Here is a 14659-nt window from a genome sequence, read left to right on the forward strand (position 1 = left end):
TCTTATAATCAATAAGCTCTAAATTTAATAGATAATATTTTTATTTTAAATTTAGGTAATTAAATGGATGTTGTATACTACAACCATCTAATTACCTAATAAGTTTTCTAAATCACCTATAAAAATAATAAACTTTATCTAAAACCAATCTTCTTTTTTTATATTAAACCCCTTCCAATAACTTGGATGATATGAAGTATATACATTTTCAAATTTATTATCTTTTAAAAATTTCGTAACTTTATCTTTCAAGCTGTATGTACATGCATTTATTATTAGTACAGGATTATATTGTTTAATTCGTTTCTCAAAATCATCTTTTATTTTCTTTTCATCCCAAATTTTTCTCCAACATCTATTTCTTAATGTTTGATACTCATCTTCTAATTTTTTATTATGATACATGTATAATGATGTTTGATACTGTATAGGATTAGCTATTATAACTCTTAGCTTTTCATCTTCAGCCAAAATCGTATTTTTATCCAACCGTAAAATCTCATCTAATACACTCAAAATTTTTTCATCTATAAGCTTACCTGTTTCACCTTGAGCAGGTGCTATAGGATTGTTATTTGAATCAAATTCATCACAATGAGGAGACTCAAGCAATAAAACTATTGATTTATATTTATTTTTATCTCTACCAGTACTTCTATCTCCATACTTAGATTCACTAAATTTAGTGCCATCTTTTTTTAAAGCCTTTTTTAATAATTTATTTTTTTTATAATAAATTAAATATCTATATACATCTTCAACTTTTGAAAGTTTCAAATCAATATTTTCGCTATTAATTTTATTATTCTTTCTTATTTCTTCAGCTATACTTTTATCTATCTCTACTTCTATCGTGCAATCATCTTCTAAAATCAAATTTACCTTTTTATATTTTTCTCCTGACTCTTCACTTAACTCCATACAAACCACCTCATATTAATTTTATAATTTTATTATAAATCCATTCTTATTCCATAATCTCTAAGCCAATCTTTTCTAATTTCATAATCACTCATTACTGAAGATAATAATTGCCAAAATTCATGAGAATGGTTCATATGATACATATGGCACATTTCATGGACAATTATATAGTCTAGAGCTGTTGATTTAGCCATTACACATCTCCAATTAAATAGTAATTCGTCTTTACTTGTACAACTAGCCCATCTTTTCTTTTGTTCTTTAACTTTTATATCTGTTGGTTTCTTATTAAAAAATTTTTGATAGTATTTTATTCTTTTGGCAACTTGTTCCTCAGTCTTTTCTCTGTACCATTCTTCCATAGCCTTTTTTATTATTTCATCATTTTTTTCCTTTACGTAAACATGAAACTTTCCCCTAAATAATTTTACAAATGAATTATTCTGTAAAGTTTTATCTATATGAATTTGTAATGAATAGTTTCTTCCTAGGTACATGAATGATTCGCCATTAACGAATTCTCTTTTAACTTTCTTCTCTTCTATATGTCTAAATTCAAAAAGCTTTTGTACTATCCAAGCTCCTTTTGACTTAACTATCTCCTTAATTTCATCTTCAGAAGTATTCATAGGAGCAACTACTAAAATATTTTTAGGTGGCTCCACTGAAACACTTATAGTTCTTCTATTTCTAAATTCAATTCTGAATTCTATTTCTTTTGTTCCAAATTGTATTTTACTTTTCATATTCTACCTCAGATTTTAATTATTCTGCTTAGAATTATATAATAATTAAACTATATCAAAATGTATCTTGGCTAAATTTAGAAGTGGTTCCATTAATTTTTCTCTAATATTTCTAGGAATTTTCTTAGCATATTTTCTAATTAGCATTAACTTTATTTCTCTTTCAACATTATTAGTTTTATACGGAGTTGTAACCCAATCGATTCCTGCATTTTCAGCAATTTCTTTAACTTCTTTAGCAATTTGCTTTGAAAGTTCTACTGTTTCATCTGATATATAACATGCTTTTTCTTCCTTAGCTATGAATTCTTCTCCACCATCTTCTAAGTATTTTTTTACTACTTTAAAGAACGCAAACTCTTTCTCATCTAGTCCTAAATCACTAGCCTCATTAGCAGCTCCATCTTCAACATGATTCTTAATAAACTTATTTAATCTTATTTTTCTTTCAATCCAATCATTTTTTGTTTCATCTAATATCTTTTGAAGTCTTTCCAATAGAGAAGCATAATAAACTGGATTTTCTTTTCTTCTAATATTAATTGTATGCTTAATTGCATGTTCCATAGCAGATGCTTGAGCTTCATCTGATTTTAGAGTGTTTATCTTATCTTTAAAATCTTTTTCAAATAATGTTATTGGTTCAATCCAACTTCTAACTCCTAGTGATTTTAAATGAGTTTCTATTATTTCTCTAACTTTTTCTCCACAATCAGCTATATCTATTGATTCACTTGGACTAAACTTAGCTTTAGCAGCTGCTCTAATATATGATAGCCATTTCAAATCATTTAATATTTCTGTATCAACATGTGATGGTAAAAGACTTTCAACTGCCCCTGAGAATTTTCTATACATTAATTCAAATTCAGCTCTTTTATCTTCTGGCTCAATTTTATTCACAAGAGCATCTAAATTATTTTTATCCACACCTCTAAACATAGACATTATAGATTCTCTATAAGATAACATTTCATTATATAAATCATCTAAAGATTCCATAGGTTTACCCAGCTCTTCTTTATCAAATATAGCTAAAGCATCTTCTAAGTAATTTGAAATACCATAATAATCTACTATGTATCCACATTGCTTTGTAATATTTTCTTTTACTATTTCTCCATTTTCAAGTTGTCTCTCAACTTCTCTTGTTGATGTTCTATTAACCCTTGCAATAGCTTGAAGTAAAGTATGTTCTTTTAGTGGTCTATCAAGATACATAACTTGTTCAATAGGTGCGTCAAATCCTGTTAACAACATATCTTTGACTATTAAAAATGTTAACTTGTCCTTATTTATAGGTTTCTTAAATCTTTTTATTAACTTTTCTTGCTCTGATTTTGTAGTAAAATGCTTTTTTAAGTGAGGTTTATCATTATTATCTCCTGAGAATATCACTTGAGCTTCAAATCCTTCACCTAATATTTCTTTCATATGTCTATTTAAAGCATCATAATATTTTACACAAGCTTCTCTTGATACACATACAATCTGTGCTTTAAATCCATTAGGAAGTATTTGTTCTTTATAGTGTTTTAATAAATCTTTAGCAATTTCATCAATCCTATCTTCTGATTCAACAACAGTTTTTTTATTGGCATATTTTTGTTTAATAGCTTCTTTTTCTTCATCAGTTCTATCTGAAAAAGCTTCATCAAATAATTCTTCTAAAGATTCTCCTATTACTTGTAAGTCTGGTCTTCTACCTTCATAAACAATCTTAACAGTAGCACCATCATCTACTGCTTGTTTAATAGAATATTTATCTATATATCCTCCAAAAGTTCTTGGTGTTGATTTATCCTCTTTATCTATTGGGGTACCTGTAAATCCGATAAAAACAGCATTAGGCAATGCCTTTCTCATATTAGCTGCGGTGTCCTTATATTGACTTCTATGAGCCTCATCAGCCAATACAATAATATTTTGTTTTGTGCTTAAAACAGGGTACTCAACAGCATATTTTTGAGTTAAATTTTCTCCATCAAGCATAACTTCCTTTTCTTCAGTTTCACTTTGAAATTTCTGAATAGTAGTCATTATAATTTGTGGTTGAGGATTTGATAATAATTTTTTCATTTTATCAATAGTATCAGCTCTAACAGGAGTAGTTATTTTACCTAAAGTTCTTTCAAAAGTTCCTGCTATTTGCTTATCAAGGTCAATTCTATCTGTTACTATAACTATTGTAGAATCTGTTAATCCTTGTGTTCTTTTAATCTTTCTAGCTAAGAAAACCATAGTTAAAGATTTACCTGACCCCTGAGTATGCCAAACAACTCCACCTCTTGAAATCTTATCTTTTCCATTTTTAATTTTATTAAGAGCTTTGTTCACAGCTCTAAATTGTTGATATCTACAAACCTTTTTAATTACAACTCCATCTTCTGCCTCAAAAACTATAAAATTTCTCATTAAATCTAAAAGATTTTTCTTTTCTAAAAATCCTTGTAAGAGTATATTTTGTCCACAATTTTTATAATCTTCAACTTCTTCAAGCTTAAATGGATATGGGTCTTTCCATTCTAAATAGTAATTATAACTTGAACTTATAGTGCCAACATAAGCATTATATCTATTTAAAATTCCAGTAAAAAAGTTAGTATAGAATAGCTTTGGAGCTCCTTCTCCTAAAGACTCATCTCTAGCATTCATATATCTTCTTAACTGTTCATAAGCTTGTTTTTTTCCAATACATTCATTGTTTCCTTTTTCTAAAAAAGGTGATTTAGCTTCTAAAACAACTACTGGAATACCATTAATAAAAATAACTATGTCAGGAAATATAGACTTTCCTGAAAGAGTTTGAACTTCAAACTGTCTAACGACAAGAAAATCATTATTATCAACATCATTCCAATCTATAAAATGAACTGTCTGTGGTTTTTTCTGACCATTCCCAAATAAATCCTGTTCAACAGTAAAAGTTAAATCTACTAATGCATCATATATCTTTTCATTTATCTCTAATAAACCACTTCCTAGATTATCTGCTCTAGAAATATATCTAATTGCTCTATCTAAATTTTCTTCATTCATCCATGGATTTAATCTTTTTAAAGCATCCCTTAATCTATTAATCAAAACAACATCAGATAAAGAATCTCTTTCCCCACTTTCAGGAGTTAAATCCTTACCATGAATAAAAGAATAGCCTAAATTTTTCTCTAAATAATCAACAGCTGGTAATTCAACCAAAGTCTCTTCATTACCTAAGTATGACATCTTCATCCCCCTTTAGTATTAATAACAACTTTATTATACACTATTTTACATTTAATAAATTCTTTGCATAACAAAAAGCCATAGAAAAATCTATGACTTTTAAACTTATTAATAAATTATATTTTTATATAAAGAAAACTAATGCTATGCTGAATATAACAATCCAGGGTAACATTAGTTATAAAAAATGCCTATCTGTCAAGTAAATACCTGAGACTTCAGCATTAAATCCAATTATACAGTCGAGAATTCCCGAGAATATAACATAGTATTGTATATGCTAATTAAACTATTTTTGCTATTTATATTTAATACTTACTATTGTCTTTACAATTATACAGCATTGACACTCTATTTTCAATATTTTTTATTAAAAATTAACATCTAATTCTTCTAAATATCTCTGTACTATTATACTTGAATTTCTTCCAAATCCTAATAGCTCTTCATATTCTTCATTATTTTTTAATTCAGATTCTTTATATTTTTTTACAATTTTCATCTTATTATAATCATCAAATTGAGATTTAAACAATATAAATTTACTAATATAATCATTTATATTTTGTATAAAAATCTCTTCTTCTTGATTCCACATAAATATACCTATCTTAGATATGCTATTTAGCTTTTTTTCACTATTTAATAATCTATATATAAACTCCGATTTCTGTATCGATAATTGAGTATAAAATTTATATTTATCATATATATCTCTTAATATTTTTAGTTTTTCTCCATCTCCACGTATGCTTAATTTATATTCATTATTTTTATTTTTATTTTTATAACTCTGTCCTATTATCTTTTTTTCATCATCATTTGCTATATTCATTATATAATTAAAATCTTTTTCATTTAAGTCTTCTCTATAAGAACAGTATTTCTTATCAATTATAAATGATATTATTCCAATTAAAATATCTATACCTTGTAAACATATATCATCTTTTGAATCCATTTGCTTAACTTCATTAATTATATATTTTTTATCTCTATATACAGACTGTGCATTTAATTGATACTCTAATTTAGATTCTATATTATACTTATCATATTCATCACACTTATCAATAATAATTTTTGTATTATAAAAATCATCAAAATGCCTCAAAATTCCATACATAAGTCTTTCAGGAATTTTTATATATAATAACTCCCTTAACTTAGATTTATCTATACTCAATTTATCTGCTACACATAGTGCTTTTTCATTATTTACTAAATATATATTAAATACTGATATTTCTAACAATTTATTCATAACATTAAGGTAGCTGTCTAAATTATGTAAACTAAACTTTCGAAAATGTAATTCTCTACCTATCTCTTCTTTCAAAAAAGTTTCATTCATAAATTTATGTTCACTTTTTTTAATACCAAGTGCTCCATAATATGAATATTTATTTCTTTGCCTATCAATTTTGCCAGATTCATCAAAAAATATATAATATCCCATCTATTGTTCTCCCTTAAACTTTTCTCTAAAACTTCTCATATAAATATTAATCATTCCAAATAAGCCTTATATATCCTGTTAATAATTGCTGCATTAATCCTTTTTTTAATTCTTTTAATTTTTCTTTTTTGTTTTCATATTTTTCTATTCTTTTATCTATTGATGATAATATTAAAGCTATTTCACTTTGTTCATTTAACGATTCAGGAATAGCAATCATTAAATTTGCCATATTTTTATGCCCTACATGTGGTTGACCAGCAGTATTAAAATATTTATTAAGCTCTTTCCAATAGTAATTACTATTTAAATATTGCCATAGAAAATCATTCAACAAAACTTCTTTATTATTAAATATCTTAAACATATTATTACTTAAAATCCCTTCAGCTCCTTTAAATGCTTTACCACAAGTATTTCCTGTGTTAGCTATTGTAATATCATCTGATTTTATATAATAATATTTATCAGAACCTTTTATAAATAACTTGTTATTATTTGAAAAGAAATCAGTTATATAAAGATACCTTATATATCCATCTTTTTCTTCATTAATTTGCTCACTTCTTGGAATTTGGAATCCTTGTTTAAAATCACATACTTCTCCTAACTTCATGATTTTCCATTCCTTTGGTATATAACCTAATTCTGTTTTCTTAAATTCTGTATGTCCTATTCCTTTTGTCAATAATTGTTGCATTAATCCTTTTTTAAGTTCTTGATTTTTTTGTATTAATTTTTCTGTATTTTCTATTTGTTCATCTACAGTTGAAAGTATTTCAGCAATTTTTTCTTGCTCTTGTATACTTGGTAATATCAACTTACTTTCTTTAACATCATCTGAATTTACCGCTGGATAATTTGAACCTACCATTTTATTTTTTATTTGTTCTATGAAATAATTACTTAATATTGATTGATATACAAATTCCGAATTAACGCCTTCATTCACTTCTAACACAGCAAATCCAGTTGAACACACTAAATTATTCAAACTACTCTTAACCTTTACAAAAGCTTTTAAATATGGTCTTACTGTTGACATTATAACATCATTTTTCTTCACAACTCTTCTCGCTCTACTAGGTGCTTGACTAAATATCATTTGTTTAATATTATTTATTTTACCAGTTGATACACTTTCTATATCTATATAATTAACAACTAGATTTGGTTCTGTCTTAGAATTTAATGATTTAGAATTCACTTTGCATAAGTCATCTATGCGACAAACCTCCCATTCATTGGGTATCTCACCTAATTCAGTCATCTTATATCCTTCTCTTACTTCTTTTTTCACTTCTCAACTCACCACCTTACAGAACATCAAATCCTAATTCTTTTAGGTATCCATTAAGTTTCTCTTTTGTTTTCTCTTCTTCTTTTTCTAATTCTTTTATTTCATCTATAACTTTTTGTATATCTACTGGTTCTTCTTCTTCAGTTGTATCTACATATCTACTTATATTTAAGTTATAGTCATTTTCTTTTATTGTTTCTAAATCTATTACATTTGCATATTTTTCTACATCTTCAAACTTATCAAATGCAGTTATTATTTTTTCTATATCTTCCTCTCTTAATTTATTTTTGTTTCCTTGTTTTACAAAATCATTACTTCCGTCTATAAATAATATTTTATTTTTTCTTTCTTCTGATTTCGCCTTATTAAGTACTAATATAGCTGCTGGTATTCCAGTTCCATAGAATAAGTTCTGTGGAAGTCCTATTACCGCCTCTATTAAGTCATCTTCTATGAATCCTTTTCTTATCTTTCCTTCAGCTGACCCTCTAAATAAAACTCCATGAGGAACTACTGATGCCATTTTACCTTTCATATTTAAACTTCCTAACATGTGTTCAACAAAAGCTAAATCTCCATATGACTTTGGTGGAATTCCATAAGTAAATCTATGAAAAGCATCATATGAAGCTTCTTCTGCTCCCCAGTTTTTAAGTGAGAATGGTGGGTTTGCTAATACCTTATCAAATACCTTTAATGCTCCACCTTCTGTATGTTTTGGTTCTCTTATAGTATCACCTTTTTGAATATCTGCTCCCTTTGCCCCATGAAATAGCATATTCATTTTACAAATTGCCCAAGTTGAAAGGTTTATTTCTTGACCAAATAAACTTAAATTCTTAGGATTTCCACCATGCTTTTTAACATACTCTATACTTTGAATAAGCATACCACCTGAACCACAAGTTGGGTCATATATTCTATCCCCTTCTTGTGGTTTTAAAATATTTGTAATAACCTTAACAACTTCAGTAGGAGTATAGAATTCTCCCCCTTTCTTACCACCTTGGTCGGCAAATTGTTTTATTAAATACTGATAAGCATCCCCTAGCATATCTTCTGATGCCAAGTTTGAGTTTGCTAAGTTTACTGTACTAAATAAAACTAAAAGTTGTGCTAATTTTTTATCTGGTACTTTTTCTTTATCGTTGTAGTTAGTTGTGCTTAAAACTCCTACTAATTCTGAGTTTTTAGGTTCGTCTTCTAAAGCTTTAAATGCTTTATCTAATTCTGGTCCTATATTTAAAGTTAAATTTCTAAGTTTCTCCCATCTTGCTTGCTCTGGAACAAAGAAAGTCTCATAAATACTAGGGTCTTCTAAAAGTTCTATTACCTCCTCTTTATCTAATCCATCTTCTAAAAACTCTTTTCTTCTCTCTTCTCTTTCCTCATCAAACTCATCATTTAATCTTTTTAAAAATAACATTCCAAATATATAATCTTTGTACTCAGCAGCTGATAATTCTCCTCTAAGAATATCAGCACATTGCCAAAGTGTTGATTCTAATTCTTGTAGTGTAAGCTTTGCCATAAATTAATCTCCTTTATTTTTAATCTTATATTAATTTTATCATAATAATATTAAATATTGTTTTAATAGACATAACAAATTTAAACATTTATGTTTTTATATACTATTTATTAAACACTAAACATATATATTATAGATATTACTATTATAAAGGAAAGTTTAATGAGTAAAAATCCATATCTTGATTCAGTAATAAAATATTTAAAAGACAAAAAGTTTTCAGAAATTATTAATTTAAAACCAAATGAAATAAACAAATTTATTAGAGAAAATAAATCTGATATTATTTCATCTTTAAATTTATCTGAAGATAACTTTAATTCTTGTAGAAGCTATATATCTATTTGCTTAAAAGCCATAATAATTATAAATTTTCTTTCAAATGAGGAAGTTAATATATATAATAAATTGTTACAATGTAAAACCACTAAAGAAGTAACCTATTTATTAAGAGACAAAGAAAAACTTCCTTTCTATCTTTCTGATAATATTTCTGTGCAAATTAGAAAGGAAATTAATTCAATAAAAGAATCGAAAACACTAAACATTTACAACAAAGAAAACTTAGAAGAAGTAAAACTTGAACAAACTACTCTTGAAACTTTTAAAGAAAAGAAAAAGCTTAATATAGATTCACTCATCACTTTAATAAAAAATGATAACTCTCTAAATAAAAAATTAAATAATTGTACTGACAAAGAAATTTACTCTTTAATAAAAGAAAATTTCAATGAAACCTATGAAATTTCTGATGAATTAATCGATGAATATATTGATATTAAAAACTCTTCTGAATCTATAGAAATTGATGAAACTATCAATATTGAGAAAGTTAATTTAATCAACAAAGAGCTTACAGACCAATTAGCTGTTCTTCAAGAAAACTTTAATCAAGTCTCCTTAGAAAATCAAAACCTACTTAATGAAAAAGAATCTTTACTTGCTGAAATAGACCGTCTTAATAAGGATATAGATAAATATAAAAACAAGGCAGAAAATCAAAAAGTTGAAAACTTAATTTCAATGAAATTAAACACTTTTAATTCTTTATTAAATAACAATTCTCCTGAAAGACAAATAACTATAAAGGATTTTATTCTAGTTAACATATCTAAGTTTATTGATAAACATAATCTAATTAAGACTGAAAATCTAATATCACAAAATCGTGATTTATACTCAGAAATGGTCCAAATATGCTTATTATCTTTTATGCATGAAAATTTACTTTTTTAAGTTATACAATTCATAATACTTGTCCATAATGTAAATGTATATTTGTTGTTGGGAGTGTATTTAATGAGTAAATTAATAAATAATGCTGGGAATTTAATAAGGTCAAAACGTAAAGAAAAAGGCTATTCTACTCAAGAATTAGCCAAACTCTTAAATGTATCGCCAGGTTTAATAAATAACATAGAAAATGGTAAGACAGATACCTTTAACTTAGAATTACTTCATAAAATCAGCGATATTTTAAACATATCATCTTCTCATATAATTTCTGATAATATTAAAGATATAACTTTAGAAAACATAAATATATCTCTATCTTTTATACCTTTACTAAAATCATTAAATTTAATATCCAATAATCCTAATTGGGATTCTAAAAAAATTCAATTATTACTAGACAAGCTTCTTGATGATATAAATTTTTACAACAAAATACTTTCAAATTAAGTAAGTAATTATATATAAAATTACTTACTTTTTTTATTTTAAGAAATTTATATAAAATATTGAATTTTTTATATAATTTATTGAATACTTTAGGTAAATTTGTCAAGAATTCTATTTGAGATGACAAATACAGTGAAATTTTTACTTATTATTAACCTAATCCCCATTACAAAAAATCAAATATACTTTTAAAAAAAGAGGTGATATAAATTGACTATCCAAAAAAATGATAAATTTAAAGTGAAAATATCATATATAGACAAATCGTCAACCTGGAATAAGTTAAATAATTTTCTAATATCATATATTATAGAGAATTATGATATTATGGAGGATTTAAAGAATGGAGAATCTAAAGATGTTAAATAAAGTTATAAATGATTCACAAAACTATGCTGTTATATATGCAAGAATATCTTCTAAAAATGAAAACAACTCTATAAATGCACAAATTAAACTTGGAGAAGATGTTATAAATAAAAACAACCTACTACTTCATGACACTTATATAGATAAAATATCTGGAAAAACCACATCTCCTAAAGAAAGAAAAGGCTTTTCTAGACTTTTAGAAGATGCTAAAGCAGGTTTATTTAAGACAATAGTTATATACAGACTAGATAGATTAGTTAGAAGATATGATGATTGGATTGAAACAAAAAAAATCCTTAATAAACTAGGCATTAAAATATTGTTTTCTGATACAAACCAAGCATTATTAGAGAATTCTCCACAATCTGAATTCTTTCAAAACTTTTCTGTAATGATAGCAGAAATGGAGCCAGATACAATAAGCTTACGCGCAAGTCAAGGTAGAATATTTAGAAGAAAGAGCGGTGCATATACTTCTCCTAAAGCTCCATTTGGATATATAAAACAAGAATCTAATGACAGAAGAAAATCAAAATCTATATTTATTCAAGAGCCTATAAAATTAGCATTTATTAAATATATATTTTTTGTTTTTCACCGTTTAATTATTGAAGAAAAAAGAAGTGATAGTTCTAACCCCCAAGCTTCTATTAATACACTCTATAATTCACTACAAAATACATTGGAGCATATAGAGGCAAATATTGATTTAAGAGATATTCCTCTTAGAAACAATACTAAATATGCATCTTTAGAAGCCGAACTTTTTGGTGTAATTAATAAATATATTGAAAACACTGATTTAAAATCTGTCAAAAAAGAAATAAGTGAAGTTAAATTTTATTATTTATTTTCTAAAGGAAATACTACTAAAAAAAATTCTGCTTATTTAAGTGCCTGTTTAAGAAACCCTGTATATGCAGGTTGTATTTTACTAGACTCTAATCATCCATTCAAAGGTTTGTCATTCTCAACTGATGAAAAGACTGGTATTACTAGTTTTAAAGAGCGTTTGGATTCTGAAGCCTTTGTTAATACAAACAATTTAGTAGGCATAATTCCTTCATCTATTTTTAAAACAGTATATTCTTATTTAACTTATAAAAGTTTAATTAAAATTGATAGAACTCCTAACTTTTTGCTTAAAGGAAGCCTAATATGTTCTAAATGTAATAAAAAGCTAAAATTAATTGATGATAACTATCTATCATGTAAAGGAACTAGATGTCATCCATTCCTAAAATATGACTTATTAAAATTTATTATTGATAAAATTATAGATAATTGTTTATCTATAAGTCAAACACCACTAGAACAATTTATTAATAAACTCTCTAGGAAGATTGAAATTAAAAATCAAAATATTAAATATCAAACTTTAAATAAATATGAAGCTATTTATAACTATCTATCTTCAAATGATTCATCTTATGTTGATAAGATACATCAAAAGGATATTGCAATAAAATCCTATGTTAGTTCATGTAATAAATATAGAACTAAGCTTTCTTATTTAAATCAATTATTTGATGAAGTTAACAAAATAAATAAAAAGTATAGTTCTAAACCTCAATTAGAAAATAATAGTGTTCTATTAAAACAAGTAAAAGAAAAGATAGTTAATCATATTATGAATAATGAAGAATTTTTTGTTCCTATATTTAGTGAAATTATTAAAGAAATAAAGGTGGATATTAACTATGAACAATCTCCAATTGAAGGAAAGCTCAATATCAGATATGAATTCACTCCCTAAAAATATAGCTATATATACTAGAGTATCTACTGAAAAGCAAGATAGCAATAACTCTAAAGCTAATCAACTTGAAAGTATAAAACAGTATATAAACAATCAAGGATGGAGTGATGTTCCCTATGAAATATATTCTGATACTCAATCTGCTTCAATAACATCTAATTCTCTTAATATGTATAATGATTCAGATACAATGAATCCTAGCATATTTTTAAGAGATGGATTAAGACGATTAATTTATGATGCTAACTATAAAAAATTTGATAAATTAATAGTTTATTCTCATGATAGGTTATCTCGTGATATATATGAGGGCTTATTAATTAAACATACTTTAAAGAAACTAAACATCGATATATTATATTCTAAAGCTGGTGAACAGATAAATTCTGAAAACCAATCTATTAATAACTTTTTTGAAAATATGCTAAGTAATATAGCAGCTCTTGAATCTAGTATTATTGGTGGAAGGGTCCTTATTGGAAATAGACATAATATATTAAATAACATATGGGCTGGAGGTCCAGCTCCCTATGGTTATAAATTAATTGCTCTGCCATCTAACCGTAAAAAAAGTAAGCTTTCAATATATGCTCCCGAAGCTAGAGTCGTTAAGAAAATTTTTGAATTATATACAACAGGGTACACCCCTAAAGATATAGTTCAATTTATTAAATCAGAATATAGCTACAATAAAGATAGACTTTGGACAATAAATAGTATTAAAAGTATATTAAATAATCCAGTATATACAGGAACTATGGTTTGGAATAAAAAAGGTGGTAAAAGAAATCCAAGAAAACATCCAATTGATGAATATGTTTATTCTAAGTTTGATGAAAACATAAGAATAATAGATGAAAAGTTGTGGAAAAAATCTTTAAACATACGAAAGCTTCAAGATGAGAACCCTAAATTTTTATCAACAGCCTTTTTACTTCAAGGAATGCTTGTGTGTAAAAGCTGTGGAAATTATTTAACTAGTAAAAATCATGGAAATTCATCTGGTAGAGTCTACTTTTGCTCTCATAATAATAAAGATAAATTTTCTAAAAAAATAAATGCTCCAACAATTACAATGAAAGCATCACTAATTCACAATATTGTTTTTAAAGAACTACTAAATCTTTATAAATCAATATTAAGTATTCCTGCATTTTTTGATGAGTTTTATTCTAACTATTTAAATAAATTAAAAGAAAAAAATAACAACCTATTAGTTCAGAAAGATGAAATTGAAAGTAATATAAACCATTGTGATGATATATTAATGAAATGCTCATCTGAAATTTCAAGATTGCTAGAACTAACTAATGTTATGAGTAAAGATATTGCTGATATTGACTATCATGAAAAAAATTTATTGTTACTTGATTCAATTAAAGAATTTAAAACTAGCCTTATTTTATCTAAATCTCAATTAAACGATGATTTAAATAAAATAAATAGAAAGCTTTCAAAATCTATACCTAGTAAAGCTTGTTTTAAAGACTATGTAGTAAATACTTTAAATCCTATTGAAGATATACTTAGCCAAGAAAATTCAAAGATTAAAAACAGATGTTTAAGGCTATTGCTACATGAAATTATTGATAAAATAATAATTTCTGAAACATTTGAAATAGAAATAATATTTAAATAGTTACTATTATTTTTCCCA

The 14659-nt window shown here is 25.8% G+C and carries 10 protein-coding genes; 4 read left to right on the top strand and 6 right to left on the bottom strand.

The window, feature by feature from the left end:
* Nucleotides 1–138: 138 nt before the first annotated feature.
* The 6 genes from CPF_RS12670 to CPF_RS12695 all read right to left on the bottom strand — a co-directional run bounded on the left by CPF_RS12670 (nucleotide 139) and on the right by CPF_RS12695 (nucleotide 9188).
* Nucleotides 139–921, bottom strand: coding sequence for a hypothetical protein (locus CPF_RS12670; protein ID WP_011591107.1), 783 nt, complete (start codon nucleotides 919–921; stop codon nucleotides 139–141).
* Nucleotides 922–953: 32 nt separating this feature from the next.
* Nucleotides 954–1670 carry a M48 family metallopeptidase gene (locus CPF_RS12675; protein WP_011591108.1) on the bottom strand — a complete coding sequence of 239 codons (717 nt, stop codon included), beginning with the start codon at nucleotides 1668–1670 and terminating at the stop codon, nucleotides 954–956.
* Nucleotides 1671–1715: 45 nt separating this feature from the next.
* Nucleotides 1716–4895, bottom strand: a complete 3180-nt coding sequence (locus tag CPF_RS12680) for a type I restriction endonuclease subunit R (RefSeq protein ID WP_011591109.1) — start codon at nucleotides 4893–4895, stop codon at nucleotides 1716–1718.
* A 370-nt stretch (nucleotides 4896–5265) separates the two neighbouring features.
* A complete protein-coding gene (locus CPF_RS12685; RefSeq protein ID WP_011591110.1) occupies nucleotides 5266–6354 on the bottom strand; it encodes a DUF3800 domain-containing protein in 1089 nt (362 codons plus the stop codon).
* A 46-nt stretch (nucleotides 6355–6400) separates the two neighbouring features.
* The gene (locus CPF_RS14690; protein ID WP_011591111.1) at nucleotides 6401–7654 is read right to left on the bottom strand and encodes a restriction endonuclease subunit S; all 1254 of its coding nucleotides are present in this window, start codon (nucleotides 7652–7654) and stop codon (nucleotides 6401–6403) included.
* Between the two features lie 16 nt (nucleotides 7655–7670).
* A complete protein-coding gene (locus CPF_RS12695; protein ID WP_011591112.1) occupies nucleotides 7671–9188 on the bottom strand; it encodes a type I restriction-modification system subunit M in 1518 nt (505 codons plus the stop codon).
* A gap of 162 nt (nucleotides 9189–9350) precedes the next feature.
* Between CPF_RS12695 and CPF_RS12700 the strand changes: the two genes are divergently transcribed.
* The 4 genes from CPF_RS12700 to CPF_RS12715 all read left to right on the top strand — a co-directional run bounded on the left by CPF_RS12700 (nucleotide 9351) and on the right by CPF_RS12715 (nucleotide 14641).
* The gene (locus CPF_RS12700; protein ID WP_011591113.1) at nucleotides 9351–10424 is read left to right on the top strand and encodes a coiled-coil domain-containing protein; all 1074 of its coding nucleotides are present in this window, start codon (nucleotides 9351–9353) and stop codon (nucleotides 10422–10424) included.
* Nucleotides 10425–10487: 63 nt separating this feature from the next.
* A complete protein-coding gene (locus CPF_RS12705; RefSeq protein WP_011591114.1) occupies nucleotides 10488–10871 on the top strand; it encodes a helix-turn-helix domain-containing protein in 384 nt (127 codons plus the stop codon).
* A 343-nt stretch (nucleotides 10872–11214) separates the two neighbouring features.
* Nucleotides 11215–12999 carry a recombinase family protein gene (locus CPF_RS12710; protein WP_080503690.1) on the top strand — a complete coding sequence of 595 codons (1785 nt, stop codon included), beginning with the start codon at nucleotides 11215–11217 and terminating at the stop codon, nucleotides 12997–12999.
* Nucleotides 12944–14641, top strand: coding sequence for a recombinase family protein (locus tag CPF_RS12715; protein WP_041702729.1), 1698 nt, complete (start codon nucleotides 12944–12946; stop codon nucleotides 14639–14641). Before CPF_RS12710 ends, CPF_RS12715 begins: the two co-directional genes overlap by 56 nt.
* The last annotated feature ends 18 nt before the right edge of the window (nucleotides 14642–14659 follow it).

This window comes from Clostridium perfringens ATCC 13124, from assembly GCF_000013285.1.
Classification (GTDB): Bacteria; Bacillota; Clostridia; order Clostridiales; family Clostridiaceae; genus Sarcina; species Sarcina perfringens.